Origin of the sequence: Streptomyces sp. CB02980, assembly GCF_014451325.2 — a bacterium.
In the GTDB taxonomy this organism is placed as follows: domain Bacteria; phylum Actinomycetota; class Actinomycetes; order Streptomycetales; family Streptomycetaceae; genus Streptomyces.
Genome location: NZ_JACSCH020000004.1, coordinates 417,012 through 435,749 on the forward strand (window position 1 = coordinate 417,012; position 18,738 = coordinate 435,749).

15 protein-coding genes are annotated in these 18,738 nt (G+C 72.8%); 3 read left to right on the top strand and 12 right to left on the bottom strand.

Features of this window, described 5'->3' with window-relative positions; translation table 11 throughout:
- Positions 1 to 33: 33 nt before the first annotated feature.
- The 3 genes from E0F75_RS12115 to E0F75_RS12125 all read right to left on the bottom strand — a co-directional run bounded on the left by E0F75_RS12115 (position 34) and on the right by E0F75_RS12125 (position 2,190).
- On the bottom strand, positions 34 to 342 hold the full coding sequence (locus E0F75_RS12115) for a hypothetical protein (protein WP_187622509.1): 309 nt from the start codon (positions 340 to 342) through the stop codon (positions 34 to 36).
- Positions 343 to 376: 34 nt separating this feature from the next.
- On the bottom strand, positions 377 to 1,099 hold the full coding sequence (locus E0F75_RS12120) for a TetR/AcrR family transcriptional regulator (RefSeq protein WP_187622510.1): 723 nt from the start codon (positions 1,097 to 1,099) through the stop codon (positions 377 to 379).
- 128 nt (positions 1,100 to 1,227) lie between these two features.
- A complete protein-coding gene (locus tag E0F75_RS12125) occupies positions 1,228 to 2,190 on the bottom strand; it encodes a diiron oxygenase (RefSeq protein ID WP_187622511.1) in 963 nt (320 codons plus the stop codon).
- 194 nt (positions 2,191 to 2,384) lie between these two features.
- Here E0F75_RS12125 and E0F75_RS12130 point away from each other — a divergent pair, with 194 nt between their 5' ends.
- Together E0F75_RS12130 and E0F75_RS12135 are read left to right on the top strand one after the other, a co-directional pair.
- Entirely contained in the window at positions 2,385 to 3,494 is a 1,110-nt protein-coding gene (locus E0F75_RS12130; RefSeq protein WP_187622512.1) for a ferritin-like domain-containing protein, read from the top strand.
- Positions 3,495 to 3,611: 117 nt separating this feature from the next.
- Positions 3,612 to 4,460, top strand: coding sequence for a hypothetical protein (locus E0F75_RS12135; RefSeq protein WP_187622513.1), 849 nt, complete (start codon positions 3,612 to 3,614; stop codon positions 4,458 to 4,460).
- Between the two features lie 111 nt (positions 4,461 to 4,571).
- Here E0F75_RS12135 and E0F75_RS12140 read toward each other — a convergent pair whose 3' ends face one another.
- From E0F75_RS12140 to ligD, 7 genes are all read right to left on the bottom strand, one after another.
- Positions 4,572 to 6,047 (bottom strand): penicillin-binding transpeptidase domain-containing protein, encoded by a 1,476-nt coding sequence (locus E0F75_RS12140; RefSeq protein WP_187622514.1) that lies wholly within the window; start codon positions 6,045 to 6,047, stop codon positions 4,572 to 4,574.
- 88 nt (positions 6,048 to 6,135) lie between these two features.
- Positions 6,136 to 7,515 (bottom strand): FtsW/RodA/SpoVE family cell cycle protein, encoded by a 1,380-nt coding sequence (locus tag E0F75_RS12145; RefSeq protein WP_187622515.1) that lies wholly within the window; start codon positions 7,513 to 7,515, stop codon positions 6,136 to 6,138.
- Between the two features lie 253 nt (positions 7,516 to 7,768).
- Positions 7,769 to 9,043 (bottom strand): HAMP domain-containing sensor histidine kinase, encoded by a 1,275-nt coding sequence (locus tag E0F75_RS12150; RefSeq protein WP_187622516.1) that lies wholly within the window; start codon positions 9,041 to 9,043, stop codon positions 7,769 to 7,771.
- Positions 9,040 to 9,840, bottom strand: a complete 801-nt coding sequence (locus E0F75_RS12155; protein ID WP_187622517.1) for a hypothetical protein — start codon at positions 9,838 to 9,840, stop codon at positions 9,040 to 9,042. Before E0F75_RS12155 ends, E0F75_RS12150 begins: the two co-directional genes overlap by 4 nt.
- Positions 9,841 to 10,176: 336 nt before the next feature.
- Entirely contained in the window at positions 10,177 to 12,315 is a 2,139-nt protein-coding gene (locus tag E0F75_RS12160) for a PBS lyase (RefSeq protein WP_187622518.1), read from the bottom strand.
- 188 nt (positions 12,316 to 12,503) lie between these two features.
- Positions 12,504 to 13,364, bottom strand: coding sequence for a DNA ligase (locus tag E0F75_RS12165; protein WP_187622519.1), 861 nt, complete (start codon positions 13,362 to 13,364; stop codon positions 12,504 to 12,506).
- 435 nt (positions 13,365 to 13,799) lie between these two features.
- A complete protein-coding gene (gene ligD, locus E0F75_RS12170; protein WP_187622520.1) occupies positions 13,800 to 14,696 on the bottom strand; it encodes a non-homologous end-joining DNA ligase in 897 nt (298 codons plus the stop codon).
- Between the two features lie 73 nt (positions 14,697 to 14,769).
- On the opposite strand from ligD, the gene E0F75_RS12175 reads away from it, so the two are divergent.
- The gene (locus E0F75_RS12175) at positions 14,770 to 15,876 is read left to right on the top strand and encodes a Ku protein (RefSeq protein WP_187622521.1); all 1,107 of its coding nucleotides are present in this window, start codon (positions 14,770 to 14,772) and stop codon (positions 15,874 to 15,876) included.
- Positions 15,877 to 15,933: 57 nt separating this feature from the next.
- Here E0F75_RS12175 and E0F75_RS12180 read toward each other — a convergent pair whose 3' ends face one another.
- Positions 15,934 to 17,625, bottom strand: a complete 1,692-nt coding sequence (locus E0F75_RS12180; protein ID WP_229312648.1) for an AAA family ATPase — start codon at positions 17,623 to 17,625, stop codon at positions 15,934 to 15,936.
- A 163-nt stretch (positions 17,626 to 17,788) separates the two neighbouring features.
- A complete protein-coding gene (locus E0F75_RS12185) occupies positions 17,789 to 18,628 on the bottom strand; it encodes a hypothetical protein (protein ID WP_187622522.1) in 840 nt (279 codons plus the stop codon).
- Positions 18,629 to 18,738 lie beyond the last annotated feature (110 nt).

Here is an 18,738-nt window from a genome sequence, read left to right on the forward strand (position 1 = left end):
ATTACCGTACGTATGGGGGCGAGTCCGGCGTCCTCACTCGTTCGGCTCAGCGGCGTCCCGGGGAGCGGTCGTGCCGGTGCTCGGCTTCGACCACGGCCACTTCAGCTCGCGACGCTCGCGGCCCTCGGGGGCGTACTCGTAGACCCAGCCGCGCTGGAGCCCCAGTCGCTTCGTGTAGCCCGCGGGTTCGCGGCGGTAGGTGTGAAGGGTCGGGGGGTTCCCGTCGTGGGCCGGGACCGGGATCTCGTACCACTTCGGCGGGTGGCCGGTCGGACCGAGCAGGATCGGCAGGACCCGGCCGTCGAGGGGGCCGCCACGGAAGGAGGTGTTCTGGCTTCTCACCCCTCCAGTGTCCCCTCCGGCTTCCGATTCCTGCTCAGAGCAGATGGGCGGCCTCGCCGACCACCGGGATCACCCGGCGGGCCAGCCGGGCCACGGGTCCCTCGGGCGTCTCCTGGGCGAGGAGGCGTCCGACGACGCGTGCGGTCTCCTCGTCGCTGGCCGTGCTCGCGGCGAGGAGGGCGATGAGATGGTCCACGAGCCACTCCCGCAGCTCGCGGGCCGGGGGCCGCTTGTCCTCGTCGAGCCAGATGAGGGAGGCGGCTTCCACGGCGGCGATCCAGGTGCGGACCAGCATGTTGAGGCGGGGGCCGGGGCGGTCCACGCCGAGGTGGACGAGGATCTGCTCGGCGGCGGCGCGGCGGACCTCGTCGACGATCGCGGTGGTACGGGAGGTCTCGGCGACGCTGCCGCCGCGCAGGAGGGCACTGAACCCGGCGTCGTGCTCGTCGACGAAGGCCAGGTAGCGGTCGAGCACCCGGCCGAGCCGCTCGGTGGGCGGCCCGACGGGCGGCTCGGTGAAGCAGTGGTTCAGGGCGTCGGCGGAGGAACGGAGGGCGGCCTCGTAGAGCTGCTGCTTGCCGCCGGGGAAGTAGCGGTAGACGAGGGGCCGGGAGACGCCGGCCGCCTCGGCGACGTCGTCGAGGGAGACGTCCTCGGGGGTGCGGTGGGCGAAGAGCTCCTGGGCTGCTTCGAGGAGCTGGCCGCGGCGCGCCTCGACGCTGAGCCTGCGGTACGCGGGGGTGGCGGCGGCAGTCATGCTCCGCAGCGTAGCGGGACCCTTTCGCGCCCCACCTGGTGCGGCCCGCGGAGGGCGGGCCGGCAGCCCCACCCCACCCCCGGCAGCCCCACCCCACCCCACCCCCGGCAGGCGCCGCGCCGCGCGGCTCACGCCAGTAGCCCCGACGACCTCCACAACCGTCGCCCCACCCCTCGCAGCACCCCGATGTCGTCCAGGAAGTCCGTCAGGCGGCGCGCGCCGGACTGCATGACCTCGCGGCGGTGCCCGCTCGCCCTCACCTGCGCGACCGCCTCCCGCCGGTCCAGGCCCACCGCCTCGTACACCTGCGGGTTCACGAAGCACGTCGAGAAGACCCGCGCCGCCTCTCCGCAGCTCACCCGCGTGAACTCCTGCTCCCAGCGCGGCGCGGTCACCATCTGGCGGCGCAGTTCCTCGCGGGCGTACCGCACGTGGCGCGCCTCCTCGACCACATGGATGCGGGTCACCCCGCGCACCAGCGTCTGCACCCGCTCGTCCGGGAACGTCAGCCGCTGCATCCAGTCGAGGATCTCCTCGCCGAGCAGCGTCGAGGCGAACGAGCCCGGGGTCGTGGACACGGTCTTCAGCAGGCGCGCGAGGTTGTGGTAGAGCCTCGGCACCGGGTACGCCGGGGTCCCGCCCTGCTGGATCAGCCGCGCGAACATCATCGAGTGCCGGCACTCGTCCGCTATCTCGGTCAGCGCGTACCGGACGTGATGACTGGTCAGCGACTTGTCGTAGATGTGCCGGACGAGCAGCTGCATCAGGATGATCTCGAACCAGACACCGAGCGACGCGAGCGACGCCGCCTCGTGGCGCGAGAGCGCGATGCGCTGCTCCTCGGACATCGTGCGCCACAGCGGCGTGTCGTACAGGGAGAGCAGCTCGGGCGGCCAGAACCACTTGCCGTCCTCGAACGGCGCGTCCCAGTCGAGCTCGACGTCCGGGTCGTAGGAGTGCTTGCGGGAGGACTCCAGGAGCCGTTCGGCGACCTGCTCACGGTCGCGCAGCGGCCCCAGGGCGTCCCTGAGGAGGCTGAAGTCCGGCTCCGTGGACCTCGTGGTCGCCGGGGACTCGGTGAAGGGGGTCATGGTCTGCGCACCTCGTTGTGCTCGTCGCGACGGCGGGACGTCACCGGTGGTCACCCTTTATCAGACTGCCCGTCAGTAGCGTCGTCAATCCCTTGTGCGCGACTTGTTGACGATCCGTCTACCAACGTGTGAGCCTGGCCTGGCCACAGGACTCGCACCACGGGAAAAGGCCCGACCCCCCCAAGGAGGCGTCAGTGTCGACGCGCGACCTCTACACCACGGCCCCGTCCACTCCGAGCTGGCAGGTCCCCGCCACCGGCGCGGCCCGCTTCTCCTGGGAGTACGAGGACGGCCGCGAGCGCCTCCTCGCCCTCTACCAGAAGGGCAAGGACAAACAGTGGGACGGCGCCACCCGGATCGACTGGGACCTGGAGGTCGACCCGTACGACCCCCTCGGCACCCCCGACGAGGTCCTGACCCTCCACGGCACCCGCCACTGGGCGATGATGACCGAGAAGGACAAGGGCGACCTGCGCCGGCACTACGCCTCCTGGCAGTTCAGCCAGTTCCTGCACGGCGAGCAGGGCGCCATGATCTGTGCCGCCCGGATCGTCGAGTCCGTCCCCGACCTGGACGCAAAGTTCTACTCGGCCACCCAGACCATGGACGAGGCCCGGCACGCCGAGATCTACGGCCGCTTCCTCCACGACAAGATCGGCATGCTCTACCCGATCAACGACAACCTCCAGAGCCTCCTCGACGACACCCTGCGCGACTCCCGCTGGGACATGCCCTATCTCGGCATGCAGGTCCTCATCGAGGGCCTCGCCCTCGCCGCCTTCGGCATGATCCGCGACACCACCGACAAGCCGCTGCCCAAGCAGATCCTCGCGTACGTGATGCAGGACGAGGCCCGGCACGTCGCCTTCGGCCGGATGGCCCTGCGCGACTACTACAAGCAGCTGTCCGACGCCGAACTCCGCGAACGCGAGGAGTTCGTCATCGAGGGCTGCTACCTGATGCGCGACCGGCTGCGCGGCGTCGAGGTCCTGGAGAACTTCGGCATCCCGCGGAAGGAGGCGGAGGAGCTGACCGAGCAGAGCGAGTTCCTGCACCTCTTCCGCAAGCTGCTCTTCAGCCGGATCGTCCCCTGCGTCAAGGACATCGGCCTCTGGGGCGAACGCCTCCAGCAGGCCTACCTCGACATGGGCGTCTTCGACCTCGGCGACTCCAACCTCGATCTCCTCATGACCCAGGACGAGGAGATCGCGGAACAGCTCGACGCGGAGCGCTTCGCCAAGGAGGAGCAGGCCCGGGTGGCGGAGGTCGCGGACGCGATCGCGGACGGGGCGGCGCAGGGCTGAGTCCCCGGGCCGAGCCCCGGCCGAGCCCTGGCTGAGTCCCCGGGCCGAGCCCCGTCATCCGGCCCGGCCCGCACTCGGAAGAACGGGTTGTCGTACGGGTGACGTAGCGTGCCCGTCATGACCATGCCGCCACCGCCGAACCAGCCGCCCCACAACCCGTACGGCGGGCCGGTGCCGCCCCCGCAGCAGCCCGGCCCGTACGGCGCCCCGCAGGGCTTCCCGCCGCCGGGCCACCCCCAACAGACCTACCCCCAGTACGGTGTTCCGCCGCAGTACCCGGCGGGCCCGGGGCCCGGCCCCGGCGGCTGGGGCGGGCCGCCCATGGGGCCGCCGCCGAAGAAGAAGCTGTCGGCCGGCGCGATCGTCGCCATCGTCGTCGGCTCCCTGGTCGTGGTCGGCGGCATCGGTTACGGGGTCAAGGCCGGGCTCGACGGCGTCACCGGTCCCTTCCCCGAGGCGACGCACAAGCTGGTCGTCCCGCAGACCGTCCTCGACGGCGAGTTCACCCTCGTCTCCGACCTCTCCGACACCCAGGGCAAGGAGATCGAGGACACACCCGACTTCACCGTGAAGGACGCGACGGCGGCGGTCGGGCAGTACAGCGGCAAGGACGAGTCCGTCCTCGTCCTCTCCGGGCTGTACGGGCAGATCAAGAGCCCCGGTACCACCCGCTCGTCCATCCTCAAGGGGGCCGCCACGGACAAGGGCTCCAAGCTCGTCGTCAAGCCCAGGGACTTCACCCCCGCCGGGTACGGCGTGACCGTCAGCTGCCAGGTCACCACGTCGAAGGACGGACTCAGCACGACGACGCTGCCCATGTGCGCCTGGGGCGACGAGAACACCGCCGCCGCCATCGCCCTCGTCGGCGCCGGGGAGGCCACGGCCGACCCGAAGGACATCGACCTGGCCGACCTCGCCGAGAAGACGGCCAAGATCCGCGCGGAGATCCGCAAGCCGATCGCCTGACGCCTGACGCCTGACGGGGGCGCGGACGGAGCGCGGAGGGCGGAGGGCCATGTTGGGGGTGCCGGGTCCGCCGGGGCGCAGTCCCCAAGGGCTGCACCCCCGCGCTCCCTCCTACCCCCGCGCCGCCTCCTCCAGCCGTAGCGCCTCCTCCATCACCGCCCGCGCGATCGGCGCCGCGCTGCCGCCCCCGCTGATGTCCGTGCGGGACGCCTCCGCGTCCTCGACGACCACCGCCACCGCGACCGCCGGCTGGGCGGCGTCCTCCGCCTGCGCCCAGGCGATGAACCAGGCGTACGGGGTGCCGGTGTTGCCGAAGCCGTGCTGGGCCGTGCCGGTCTTGCCGCCGACCCGCGCCCCGGGGATCGCCGCGTTCGTCCCCGTCCCCTCCGTCACCGCCTTCACCATCAGCCGCTGGAGCTGCATCGCCGTCGCGGGGTTCATCGCCTGCCGGTAACTGCGGCGGCCCGTACGGTCGATCGTCGTCCCGCCCGAGGTCGTCGTGCGGTCGACGAGGTACGGCTGGGCGATCTCGCCGTTGTTGGCGACCGCCGACGCCACCATCGCCATCTGGAGCGGCGTCGCCGTCGTGTCGAACTGTCCGATCGACGACAGTGCGAGCTGGTCCGGGCTCATCTCCCGGTCGAAGTTGGACTTGGCCACCCAGGACGGCACCCGCAGCCCCGTGTCGTTGAAGCCGAACCTCCCCACCGTGTCGACCATCCCCTCCAGGCCCACCTCCACCCCCAGGCCGGCCATCACCGTGTTGCACGACCACTGGATCGCGTACGCGAGGGACGCGTCGCCGCAGCCCTTCGCCTCGTTCGGCAGCACCTGCCGGGTGCCGGGCAGGACGAACGGGTCCGGGGTGTCCGTCGGCGCGTCCACGTCCCGTACCACCCCCGCGTCGAGCGCCGCCGCGGCCGTCACGATCTTGAACGTGGAACCCGGCGGGTACGTCTGCCGCAGCGCCCGGTTCAGCATCGGCTGGTTCGGCGAGGTGGTGAGCCCCTTCCAGGCGTCCTTGACCCCCTTCCCCGTACCGGAGAGGACACCCGGGTCGTACGAGGGCGAGCTGACCAGCGCGAGGATGCGGCCGCTGTGCGGCTCGACCGCGACGACCGCCCCCCGCTTCCCGTCGAGTCCCCGGAACGCCGCCTCCTGCATCGACGTGCGGATCGTCGTCAGGACGTCGCCGCCGGGCTGCCGGCCCCGGGTGAGGTCGTTCCAGAGCGGCAGCGGCGCCAGCATCGGGTCGGTGCCGGCCAGGATCGCGTCCTCGGCGTGCTCGACGAGGGTCGTGCCGTACGTCTGCGAGGAGTAGCCGGTGAGCGGCGCGTACAACGGTCCCTGGCGGTAGGTCCGTTCCCAGCGGAGCTGCTGTCCGCTGTCCCGGGAGCCGGTGACCGGTTTCCCGTCGACGACGATCTCGCCGCGCGGCTGCGCGTAGCGGTTGATCGCGATGCGCCGGTTGGCCGGGTTGGCGTCGAGCGACTCGGCCTCGAAGACCATCACGCGTGCGGAGTTGACCAGGAGCGCCACGAGAAGGACGAGACAGAGCGCGGCGGCCCGCCGGGCGTAGCGGATCACGGGGTTCCCCCTGGGGCGTGCGGCCTGATCGCGGGGCCCCCTGGGGCGTGCGGCCTGACCACGAGGCCCCCCGGGGCGTGCTGCCGGATCACGAGGCCCCCTCCTTCACCGGTGCGAGCGTCCCCGTGTCCGCGTCGTCCGGCTGCGGTGCGCGCGCCGAGTCGCTGACCCGGATGAGGAGCGCCACGATCACCCAGTTCGTGACCACCGACGACCCTCCCTGCGCCAGGAACGGCATCGCCATCCCGGTCAGCGGGATCAGGCCCATCACCCCGCCCGCGATCACGAACACCTGGAGCGCCACGATCGAGGCGAGCCCGATCGCGAGGAGCCGCCCGAAGGGGTCCCGCAGCGAGAGGCCGGCGCGGTAGCCGCGGGCGACGAGCAGCGCGTACAGCAGGAAGAGCGCGGTCAGGCCGACGAGCCCCAGCTCCTCACCGGCGGTGGCCAGGATGAAGTCGGACTTGGTGGCGAAGCCGATGAGGACGGAATGGCCGAGCCCGAGCCCCGAGCCGAGCATCCCGCCGGCCGCGAACGAGAAGAGCGACTGGGCGAGCTGTCCGGGCCCGTCCCCCGCCCGGATCGAGGCGAACGGGTCGAGCCAGTCCTGCACCCGGCTGTGCACATGCGGTTCGAGGGAGCCGACGAGGAAGGCACCGGCGGCGGCGAGGACGAGCCCGACCGCGATCCAGCCGGTCCGGCCGGTCGCCACGTACAGCATGATCACGAAGAGGCCGAAGAAGAGCAGCGAGGTGCCCAGGTCCCGTTCGAGGACGAGCACGCCGACGCTCAGCAGCCAGATCGCCACGATCGGCCCCAGCACCCGCCCGGTCGGGAGCTGGACCTTCCAGATCCGGCGGCCGGTGTACGCGAGCGCGTTGCGGTTGGCGGCGAGGTACGCGGCGAAGAAGACCGCGAGCAGGATCTTGGCGAACTCGCCCGGCTGGAAGGAGAGACCGCCGAGCCGGATCCAGATCTTGGCGCCGTTCACCGCAGGGAAGAAGATCGGCAGGATCATCAGGGCGAGCGCGGCGGCCACCGACACGTACGCGTACCCCTGGAGCGCGCGATGGTCGCGGAGCAGCAGCACGACCACGATGAAGAGCGCGACCCCGAGCGTCGACCAGATCAGCTGCGTCGTCGCCGCCTGGTCCTTCGGCGTCTCCAGGTCGAGCCGGTAGATCAGCACCAGGCCGAGGCCGTTGAGCAGGACCGCGATCGGCAGGAGCAGCGGATCGGCGTACGGGGCGCGGAACCGGACCGCGAGATGGGCGACGAGCGCGAGCAGACCCAGCCCGGCCCCGTAGCGCGCGGCGTCGGGCGGTACGGCCCCGCTGCGGGCGAGGCCGACCTCGGCGTACCCGTAGACGCAGATGAGGACGGCGCAGACGAGGAGGGAGAGTTCCACGCCGCGGCGCTTCGGCATGCGTACCCCGGGCGGGGGAGCGTCCGTGCGCGGTGCGGTCATGGCCGCAACGTAGCAAGCGGTATGCCCTATGTCCCTTTTGTGTGACGGTGTGCCGTGTGGCGCGGTTCTGTTCCGCGTGTTTCGGGCGGCTCCCGGGCGCGCCTCCCGGATGCTCCGGACCGCTCCGCCTGCTGCCGGATGCAGGGACCGCTCCCGACTGCTCCCTGATGCGCGGGCCGCTCCCGCCCGCCCCCGGATGCGTGGGCCGCACCCGGCTGCTCTCTCCCGGACCTTCCGGGAGGCGCCGGAGCCGTCAGTCCTCCGACGTCGCGTCCACGAGGCTCACGTACTCGGGCAGCCGCAGCCGGGCCTCGGCGCCCTCGCCGTCGGCGGCGCGGGCGAAGACGAGCTCGGCGCCGATCACCTCCGCCTGCCCCACCGCGATCGTCAGACCGAGGCCGTGCCCCTTGCCCCCGCTCTCGGTACGGAACCGCTGCGGCCCCGACTCCATCAGATACGCGGGATAGCCGGGCCCGTGGTCCCGTACGGACACCACCGGCCCGTCCACTGTCAGGACCACCGGCGGGGCCCCGTGCTTGTGCGCGTTGGCGATCAGATTGCCCAGTACCCGCTCCAGACGCCGCCGGTCCGTCTCCACCGTCGCATCCCGTACGACCCGCACCTCGGTCTCGGTGCCCGAGGCGCGCACCACCCGCTCGGCGAGCGGACCGAGTTCGTGCACGGCGAGGTCGACGGTCTCGTTGCGGGCGTCGAGCCGCGAGATCTCCAGGAGGTCCTCGGTCAGCCCGCGCATCGCCCGCACCCTGTCCTGTACGAGCTCCGACGGCCGTCCCTCCGGCAGCAGCTCGGCCGCCGCCGAGAGCCCGGTGAGCGGGGTGCGCAGCTCGTGCGCCACGTCGGCGGTGAACCGCTGCTCGCTCTGCAGCTTGCTCTGGAGCGAGGAGGCCATCGTGTCGAGCGCCCCGGACACCGTGGCCACCTCGTCCTGGGGGCGCGAGGAGTCCTTCGTACGGGGGTCGTCGACGCGCGCGTCGAGATCGCCGGCGCTGATCCGGCGGGCCACCTGCGCGGTGAGGTGCAGCCGCCGGGTGACCCGGGTGACCGCGAAGGCGCCCACGAGCAGCGTCGCCCCGATCGCGAGGACGGAGGAGCCGAGGATCGAGCGGTCGAGCGCGTCGATCGTCTCGGCGCTCTGGGTGTAGTCGACGCGTACGGCGAGGGCGCGGCCGTCCGCCGGGCCCGCCGCCCACATCGTCGGTCGGCCCCGGTCGTCGGCGACCACCGTGCCGCGCTCGCCCCGGACGGCGAGCGCGCGCAGGGAGGGCGGGAGCCCGGGCGGGTCGACCCCGGCGAACCGGGGGAGCGGTTCGCCGGCCTCGTAGAGCCGGGTGACGTCGGTGAGCCGCGCGAGGGCCTTCTCCCGGGAGTCGTTCACGGTCTGACCGGTCACCGACACATGGACGAGGATGCCGAGCAGCGCGGCGAGCGCGCAGCACATCACCGCGATGAAGACCGCGGCCTTCCAGGTCAGGGTCGCGGTCCAGGCGGGCAGCCGGGGCGCCCTCACGGGCTCGGCTCGGCGGGAACGGCCACGTCAGGGGGGAGCGGGAGGGGGAGGGGCGTCGAGGCCGGCCCCGGGGTCGGCGTCGGGCTGACCAGGCGGGGCGCGGGGACGGTCGGGGGCGCGGTGCGGCCGGGCTTCACCCGGACGATCTCGTCGCGGGTGGGCAGCATGCTGTGCTGCTGCTCGTCCCAGGACCAGGCGGTGCGGTACTCGTACCCCGGGATGCCCGCCGAACTGACCCGCATGATCAGGTCCCGGCCGGCCAGCTCCACGCTGATGACCTGGTCGACGGTGGCCATGATGCGGGTGAGCCCGCCGTTCTCGGCGAGGTAGACGCGCACGCCGACCTGCTGGTCCGGCATCCGGATCCCGACGATCAGCTCGTCCCGGCCGTTGCCGGTGAGGTCGCGGTAGTACGGCCGCATGACCGGACAGGCGGCCGGCGCGGTGCCGCAGGCCTTGATCGCGCGGGCGGTCTCGTCGTAGAGCCCGTCGCCGCCGCTGTACGTGCCGGGGTGGGCCCGCACCTCGGCGTCGACCACCGCGACGGCGTCGACGGTGTGGACGTCGTTGTCGGCGACCTTGATGCCGGGGACGCGCTCGGTGTCGGACTCCCCGTAGTCGAAGGGCGGATCCGTGGCGGGCGGCAGGTCGGGCCAGAGCCGTACGGGCCCGACGGCGGTGGGCGTGGCCCCGGCGCTCTGGAGCCCGCCCTCGTTGCGTCCACAGCCGACGGCGCCGCCGAGTACGAGGGCACACAGGACACCGGCGGCGGCGAGCTGCACTCCGCGCGGTCTCACACTGCTCCTCGTACGGGTCGATCGGTGGGGGCGGGCCGGGTGGCCGTCGTGGCCGGGCAGCCGGGCGGCGGAACCGGTCCGGGACCGCTTCCAGTAGACCTTATTCGGAGGGAAGTCCCTTTTGTCTACTCATAGGCTCGGTCGGCTCGACCGCGGACCTGGTCGGTTCGACCTCGGACCTGGTCGGTTCGACAGCGCTCACTGTCCCATCGGCCGGAACCGACCGCCCCACCGGCCGGAGCTCCGCCGCTCCACAGGCCGGGACTCCGCCGCCCACCGGCCGGACTCCATCGCCCCGCGCCGGACTCCATCGCCCGGCCGGCCCGGCCCCGCAGCCTAGAACGCGCCCCGCTCCATCCTCGCGAGGGCCGCCCGGCACACCGTGAGCAGCTTCTCGTCGAGGTGGATGTCATGGCTGCCGGAGGCGCCCTCGCGGGCGTTGTGACGGCGTCGGCGGGTCAGCTCGGTGAGGATCACCAGCTGGGCCTCCGAGGCCGCCGGGCCCATCTCCGCCAGGCACTCGGCCACGTCCACGCGCGCGTGCCGGTTCTCCTCCCAGGCCGCGAGCAGCACCGGCAGCGCCGTCGCCGCGTCCCCGGACACCCGCCACAGGGCCGCGGCGCTGCGGACCCGTACCCACAGGTCCCGCGAGGCCAGGCCCGGTCTGAGGGCGGCGGCGGTCGAGGCGGCGGCGGGGCCGATCTCGCCGAGGGCCTGCGCGGCGGAGCACCAGTCCGCGCCCGAGGCGCCCGGCCGGAGCCACCGCTCCAGAGCGGTCAGGACCTCACCCAGATCACCCTCGGCCGCCCACAGGGCACGCGCCGCCGTCGTGGCGACGGTGGCCGAGTCGGCGGCGAGGAGCCTGCGCATGTCCGGTACGGCCTTCTGGGCCGCGGGCCCGAACGCCGCCAGGGTCCGCAGCGCGGACTCGCGCACCCAGTCGCGCCGGTTCGAGGGCGCGCCGCGCAGTACCCGCAGGACCTCCGGCACGGCCTGGGAGCCCCGTACCGCCGCGAGGGCGTAGAGCAGGGGCGCCGCCCGGTCGTACAGCCGCTCGTCGAGCTCGACCTCGGCGAGCCGGCGCCGCAGCAGCGGGGCCAGCATGGCGGCGGAGGGCCCGAGGCCGTCCATCGCGTACAGCAGCTCGCGCCGCACCTCGCGCTCCTCCAGGGCACGGGCGAGCAGCGGAACGGCGCGGGTGTCCCCGGCGCGGGCGAGCGCGAGGAGGGCACCGTCGCGGCCGGACCGCCCGACGAAGCCGTTCTGGGGGCTGCCGCCGAGACCGCTGCCGCTGCCCTGGGCGGTGCCGGTGCCGGAGCCGGTGCCGGTGCCCACGGCGAGGCGCGCGGCGAGCGCGTCGGCAGCGGGCGCTCCCAGCTCGAAGAGACGCTCCAGGAACGAGGTCGCGGCCTCCCGGAGCCGTGGCTCGGGGTCGTTGAGCTGGGCGCCGACGAGCCGGACGACCTCCTCGTACCGCCCCCGCCAGATCCGTATCAACCCGCCGCACAACCAGATCGCGTCCGAACGCTGCCCCCAGTCGGGGCTGCGCAGCTGCGCCAGGATGAGCGCGATGCGGTCGTCGACCCGGTCGTCGAGCGCCGCGTGCAGGGTCCGGAGCAGCTCCTCCGTCCAGGGGGCGGGGCGGCCGGCGGCGTGCTCCTCCAGGAGCTCGCGGACCTGCCCGATGAGGGTCGGTGTCGCGGCGCGCTCGGTGCCGGGTGCGACCGGTCCCAGCGCCGAGGTCCTGATCTCCTCCAGGAGTCCCGTCACCCACGGCACGATGTCGTCGGGGATGTCGCCGGGCGCGCAGCGCGCCCGCTGGGCGAGGGCCGCGAGCCGGAGGCCGGGGTCCTGGGCGGCGCGGGCGAGCCAGCCCAGCCAGTCGACGGTCTCGGTGCGCAGCGACGCGTGGCGCAGGGCGATCCGCCCGACGGCGGCGACCAGGGCGAGTCGTACCTCGGTGTCCCGCTCGACGGTGAGCCGCTCCCGCAGCAGGGTCAGCACCCGCGCGGGCTCGGGGTGCAGCGAGGCGAGCGCGCAGGGCGCGGCGAGCCGCACCTCCGGGTCGGGGTCGGAGACGAGCCCGAGGAAGACGTCGGCGCCGGCGGCGATCGCGGCGGCGGCCATCGCGTAGTTGGCCGCGGGGATGAACTCCTCGTCTTCGGGGTCGAGTTCGTCCAGTTCCTCGTCGTCGTCGAGCTCGATCCCGCCGATGCTGGTGAGCAGCTCGACGATGCAGCCGCGGTCCTGGACGGCGGGGTCGGCGACGAGTTCGAGGAGGAAGGGGATGCAGGCGAGGGTGGAGTCGTAGACGTCGCCCTGGTGGTGCACGGCGCCGTACATGCCGTCGAGGGCCGTCTCCCGCTCGGCGGGATCGGCGGAGGCGAGTCCGCGGAGCAGCTCCGGCACGTCGTCCGCGGGGCCGTACGCGTGCCCCAACGAGGCCCAGTCGACCTCCTCGATCCCCGTCAGCATTTGCCAGGCCGCCTTCCCCGTGAGCCCTGTACCAGGCAGCAAGTGTGCACCACGGGACGGGTAGCAAGGCCTTACCGACAACACCGGGCGCGCGTAGACCCCCAGTTGCGGTCTCTTTGCGCCATGTGCGGTACGCAGCGGGGCAGTTGCACTGAGTGCCCACCCCGGGAACGGGGTCCGGCGGCCGCCTACCCCTCGGACCTGACGCGGACGAAGGTGGCGTTCTCCTGCCGCTGCCGCACGGCGAGCTGCCGCAGTTCGACGGGGAGCGGCGGGTCGATCCACCGCACCGGCCCGTGTTCGGGGTCCTGGGCGAGCGGCCCCGCGCGGTCCCCGGCCAGGGAGCCGACCTCGCGCGACTGCGCCGGGGTGAGTCTGGGTGAGGTGGAGACCGTACGACCGTCCGCGAGGCGGACGACCAGGGCCCGGGGCCGGTCGGGCGGGCCGACGACACCGAGCAGCACGCCGTCGCTCGTCTCCATGTGCCGGATCTTCCGCCAGGCCCAGGTGGAGCCGGCCCGATAGGTGGAGGTCAGGGACTTCGCGACGATCCCCTCGACGCCCGCGGCCCGCAGATCGCGGAACCAGCCGCGGGCGGTCTCCTCGTCCTGGGTGGCGAGCACCCGCTGGAGCGGCGGCTCGGCGTCGAGCAGGGCCGTACCGAGCAGCTCCCATCGGTCGCGGAGCGGCAGCGCCCGTACGTCGCGCCCCGGGACGGCGAGCAGGTCGAAGGCGATGTACGAGACGGGAACGCCGGCCCGCGCCCGGTCGGCGGGGGAACGCAGCAGGTCGGTGAAGCTCAGCCGCCCGTCCCGGTAGGCGCACAGCTCGCCGTCGAGGACGATCCCGGGCGGCAGCTGGTCACGCAGGTGCGCCGCGATCCCGGGGAACTCGGGGGCGAGGTCGCGACGGGAACGCGACTGGAGGACGACCTTCCCGTCGCCGAGGACGAAGGCGAGGGCGCGGAACCCGTCGAGCTTGAGCGAGTACTGGAGCTCCCGGGGCGGCTTTCCCTGCCCGGGGATCTCGTCGGCGGAGCGGGGCCGCATGACGTCGACGGGCGGACGAAGCGCGAGGTCGCGGGGGCCGGGGCGAGGACCGGGGCCGGTGCCGGACCCGGGGTCGAGGCCGCGTCCCGGGCGAGGGCCGGAGGTGGAGCCGCGGCCGGAGGCGGGAACAGGGTCAGGGCCGGGGCCGGGGCCGGGGCCGGGGCCGGAGGCGGAGTCGCGGCCGGAGCCGGGGTCGGGGCCACGGCCGGAGCCGGGGGTGCGGGTGCTGCGCGCGGTGCGACCGTGACCCGGAGTGCCACCGACCGCAGGCGCACCCCCGTCAGGGGTCCCGCCAGGCCCGCCCGGAGCTCCGCCAGGCCCGCCCGGAGCCCCGCCACCGGGGCTCGCGGCGTCGCCACGCCCGCCCCGGGCGTGCGCCCCGGCCCCGTTCACGGCGCGTCCCCGGCCCGGTTCACGACGCGTCCCAGGCCCGGTTCACGGCACGTCCCCCGCCCGCTCGGGCGCGAAAAGTGGCGCAAGGAGATCCCCGTACCGCTCAAGACGTGGCGCGATGTCATCCATGAGGAGGACGAGGGACTCGGGGTCCGCGGCGGCCCCGGCGCTCTCCTCGACCTCCTCCCACGTGACGGGCGCGGAGACCATGGGGAGGGGCCGCGCCCGCAGGGTGTAGGGGGTGGCGGTGGTCTTCGCGGCGGCGTTCTGGCTGTGGTCGACGAAGACCTTCCCGGGCCGCAGCGCCCGGGCCATCCGGTGCACGACGAGCCGCGGCAGCGCGGCCTCCGCCTCGACGGCGAGCTTGCGCGCGTACGCCGAGACGAGCGGGGACGGCGTGGGCACCACCGGGACGAGCAGGTGCAGCCCCTTGGAGCCGGAGGTCTTGGCGAAGGCGTCGAGACCGTCGGCGGCGAGCCGTTCGCGCAGGTGGAGGGCGACGCGGCAGCACTCGACGACCGTCGCGGGCGGCCCGGGGTCGAGGTCGAACACGAGCCGGTCGGCGACGGCGGGGGAGGAGGCCCGCCACTGGGGCGTGTGGAACTCCACGACGAGGTTCGCGGCCCACATCAGCGAGGCGAGGTCCTCGACGACCACCTGCCGGGCCCGGGGGTCCTCGGAGCGGGGAACGGGGGTGGTCCTCACCCAGGAGGGTGTGCCGGGCGGCGGATTCTTCGTGAAGAAGAGCTGCCCCTCGGGACCGTCCGGATAGCGCAGGAAGGACACCGGGCGATCGCGCAGATGCGGCAGGATCGCGGCCCCGACGGTCGCGTAGTAGTGGAGCAGCTCGCCCTTGGTGGTGCCGGTGACCGGGTGGAGCACCTTGTCCAGGTTGCTGAGCGCCAGGCGCCGCCCCTCCACCTCTGTGAGAGGCGTCATACGATGAGAATCCCACGATTGCGGACAAATCGGGGACGGCGAAACGTCCTGATCCGACCCGAAGGGAACGCCTGTGCGATCCATCTGGAACGGCGCCATATCCTTCGGCCTCGTCAGCATCCCGATCAAGCTGGTGAACGCCACCGAGAGCCGGTCCGTCTCCTTCCGGCAGATCCACATCGAGGACGGCGGCCGCGTCCGCTACAAGAAGGTGTGCGAGCTCGACGGCGAGGAGGTCGCGCAGGCGGAGATCGGCAAGGCGTACGAGGACGCCGACGGGACCATGATCCCGATCACCGAGGAGGACCTGGCCGCGCTGCCGCTCCCCACGGCGAAGACGATCGAGATCGTCGCCTTCGTACCGGCCGGTGACATCGACCCGCTGCAGATGGACGCCGCGTACTACCTCTCGGCGAACGGCGTCCCGGCGGCCAAGCCGTACACCCTGCTCCGCGAGGCGCTGAAGCGCAGCGAGAAGGTGGCGGTGGCCAAGTACGCCCTCAGGGGACGCGAGCGTCTGGGGATGCTCCGGGTCGTGGACGACGTGATCGCCATGCACGGCCTGCTCTGGCCGGACGAGATCCGCGCGCCGGAGGGCGTGGCGCCGGAGAACCCGGTGAGCGTACGGGATGCCGAACTCGACCTGGCGGACGCCCTGATGGCCACCCTGGGCGAGGTCGACATGAGCACCCTGCACGACGACTACCGCACGGCGGTCGAGGAGATGATCGCGGCGAAGGCGGAGGGCGGCGAGGGCGTCGCACCCCCGGCCACGGGCGAGGAGCCCGGCGGCGGCCAGGTCATCGACCTGATGGCGGCCCTGGAGAACAGTGTGCGGGCGGCGAAGGAGGCCAGGGGCGAGCAGGAGGAGGGGAAGGGGGAGGCGGAGGTCACCCGGCTGAAGCCGCGGTCGCATACGCCGAAGGCGACGGACGCGAAGAAGTCCACGTCGAAGACGGCGGCGAAGAAGACGGCGGCGCCGGCGCGCAAGTCGACGGCGAAGACGGCAACGACGAAGACGACGGCGAAGAGCACGGCGGCGACGAAGACGACGGCGAAGAGCACGGCGACGAAGAAGACGGCGGCGAACAAGGCGACGGCGAAGAAGACCACGGCGGACAAGACGACGGCGAAGAAGACCACGGCGAAGAAGGCGACGCCGCGCAAGCGCACGGCGTAAGGCGGCCCACGGGCTGTCCGCAGCCCCCACCCGCCCACCGGATGGGCGGGGCCGGTCTCACCGGGAAGGAGGACCGCCGGCGGAACGCAACTCCTCGTACGCGGTGTTGATGTCGGCGACGCGCACGGTGGTGAGGTCGTCCCGGCTGGGGGTGGCGTTCCCGCCGTGGGTGTCGTAGAGGCGCAGGTCGCGGGAGGAGGCGGCCTTGCGGCAGAGCTCACGGGCGAGCCGCCCGTTGCCCAGCTGGTCGACGAGCCCGTCCTGTACGACGCTCCGGAAGTGGGAGTGGAGGACGGCGGCGGCGTCCTCGTCCACGACGTCGCCCTGGGCCTCCAGAACGCCGTGGGCGATCCGGAGGAGTTCCGCCGCGGAGTACGAGGGGAAGTCGATCCGCGTACTGAAACGGGAGGTGAGGCCGGGGTTCGTGGAGAGGAGTTCGGCCATCTCGTCCGGGTATCCGGCCAGGATGACGACGAGCCGGTCGCGGTCGTCCTCGGCCCGCTTGAGCAGCACCTGAAGGGCTTCCTTGCCGAACGCGTCGCCGCCGGAGTAGCCGGTGTTGTAGAGCGCGTAGGCCTCGTCGACGAAGAGGACACCGCCGAGGGCGGAGTCGATGACGGCTTTCGTCTTCATGGCCGAGGACCCGAGGTGTTCGCCCACGAGGTCGACCCGGGAGGTCTCGACGAGAGTCCCGGACTCCAGCATGCCGAGCCCGGCGAAGACGTCGCCGATGACGCGGGCCACGGTCGTCTTGCCGGTGCCCGGGGGACCGGCGAAGACGAAGTGCTGCGGTCCGGCGGTCGTCGGCAGGCCCTGCTCCCTGCGGACGGTGGCCATCCGCAGCTGGGCCACGAGGGTCCGCACCTGCCGTTTGACCGGTTCGAGCCCGATCATCCGGTCGAGCCGCGCGAGCGCCTCGTCGAGCCGCCGGTCCGCGGCGGCGGTACTCGCCCCGGAAGGCGCGGCGGAGGCGGCCGCCGGCCCCTCCGGGGCGGGGGCGGGGACCTGGACGGGAACGTGGACCTGCGCGCGCTGGGCGACGTCGGCGAGGCCGGGGAAGCAGCGGAAGGCGTACTGGAATTGGCGCAGCGCCTCCCGACCGTCACCGACGCCCTCGTGGGCGAGCCCGCGCAGGTAGGCGACCTCGCCGTCGAACCTCCCGCCCCGGCCCAGAACGCGGGGGAGGGGCGCCATGGTGTTGAGGACCTCGTGGAAGACGCGCTGGCGGGCGAGCGCGTACCCGACGTACAGCTGGGCCTCGTCGCGCAGGAAGGGAGCCTCGATGCCCCGCGAGTACTCCAGGACCAGCGGCCAGTTCTGCTTGAGGTAGGCGTAACGGGTACAGAGGAACCGCGTCTCGTCACAGTCGAGGACGGCGGTGAGGAGCGCGGGCTCGGCCTCGTCGACGCGCCCCGCGGAGAGCTGCTGCGCCATGCCGGCGAGCCAGAGGTCGCGTGAGGTCTCCAGCCGGAAGGTGACGTAGACGCCGAGGTCGAACCGGGAACGGACGGTCAGCGCGCACTTGTTCCGCAGCGCGCCGAAGGAATGCCGGTACCGCCCCATGGCTTCGACGGCCTCGGCCTGCGACCGCCCCGTGGCGTGCAGCCCCAACCAGGCGTCGGCGGCCGTGGGGTCGTACTCCAGCACCTCGGTGAACCGAACGGCGGCGGCATCGAACTGCCCCAGCCGAAGCAGCTCGACCCCCTCACGCCACACCCGCTCACACTTCTTGGCGGTACGCCTGGACACGGACTCTCCCGCCACAGTTCCCCCCACCCCCCGACCTAGGCCCACCCGACCACCCCCGGCCGACCTGGAACCACCGAAGCCGCCAAACCCCGAAAGCGACTCAGCCAAAGGGTAATACCGCCCTGACCTGCTCACCACGGCAAGCCGAAGGCAAGGAGCGGCGCTACGGATGGTTCCCACTGTGCAGCTCGACCTTGGCGGCAAGGACGAAGCGCGCTTCCGCCTCACCGAACCGGGTCACGGTGTCGAGGTAGGAGCGGCTGGAGGTCGGAGGACGAGACGACCAGCCTTCCAGCAGCGCTCTGAACTCGTCGTCGTCCAGGGCGCCGGGAGGCAGCGCGCTCCAGGCATCACGACAGGACCGCTCGGCCGCCCGACGAGCCTCCTCCGAAGCACCGGCAGGGCGGAGGCGACCCAGCGCCTCCATGAGCCCCGAAGCGACACGGCTGCCGCCGACGACTGCGGCCTGGTCAGCCACAAGGCGCCCGAGCTTCCCCCAAGCCCGCTCGTAGATCGCTTGCGCACCAAGGTGATAACCCGTCATCTGAGCGGCATCGGTCATGGCCGCGGCAGGGGCCGCCACTTCGTCGGGCCCTTCCAGCTCGATGATCGTCTGAGCCGCCTTGAGGGCCGCGAGGGCCTCGTCCAGAGCGGCCCTCCCGGCCCTGACGCCCTCCGCCGAAAGCTCCTGCTCACTCTCCACGACGAACCGCTCGCCCACGTCCTGCACGCGGTGCGCGGCAAGGAGGAAAGCGGCGTACGCCTCGCGCTGGATGCCCCGACGCCACTGCAGATGACCGGCGTTCGCCTGCGCGCGAACGGCATCCAACGCCGCACGATACGCAGCCTCGGCCTGAGCCAGCCCCGCCACACTGGTCGCCTCGGCCGAACGCAACGCGGCCCGCATCTGCCACCGACCGACCAGAACGCTGGCGAGAACCCCGACCACCGCCACACCGGCCGCAGCCAGCGCGCCTATCCCCTCAAGGTCCATACGGATCATGGTGCCGCACCCGAGGAAACCCCCGAGCTACGCATACAACAAGACCCCGTTCTCAGCGTTTCCACTGATCACGGGGTCTGTGTGGCACTCCTTGCGAAGTGCCCCCGGCA

Bases quoted from the DNA above. Each gene is read 5' to 3' on its own strand.
- E0F75_RS12160 (WP_187622518.1), bottom strand. From the start codon at position 12,315: ATGCTGACGGGGATCGAGGAGGTCGACTGGGCCTCGTTGGGGCACGCG.
- ligD (WP_187622520.1), bottom strand. From the start codon at position 14,696: ATGACGCCTCTCACAGAGGTGGAGGGGCGGCGCCTGGCGCTCAGCAAC.
- E0F75_RS12185 (WP_187622522.1), bottom strand. From the start codon at position 18,628: ATGATCCGTATGGACCTTGAGGGGATAGGCGCGCTGGCTGCGGCCGGT.
- E0F75_RS12145 (WP_187622515.1), bottom strand. From the start codon at position 7,515: ATGACCGCACCGCGCACGGACGCTCCCCCGCCCGGGGTACGCATGCCG.
- E0F75_RS12135 (WP_187622513.1), top strand. From the start codon at position 3,612: ATGACCATGCCGCCACCGCCGAACCAGCCGCCCCACAACCCGTACGGC.
- E0F75_RS12120 (WP_187622510.1), bottom strand. From the start codon at position 1,099: ATGACTGCCGCCGCCACCCCCGCGTACCGCAGGCTCAGCGTCGAGGCG.
- E0F75_RS12125 (WP_187622511.1), bottom strand. From the start codon at position 2,190: ATGACCCCCTTCACCGAGTCCCCGGCGACCACGAGGTCCACGGAGCCG.
- E0F75_RS12165 (WP_187622519.1), bottom strand. From the start codon at position 13,364: ATGCGGCCCCGCTCCGCCGACGAGATCCCCGGGCAGGGAAAGCCGCCC.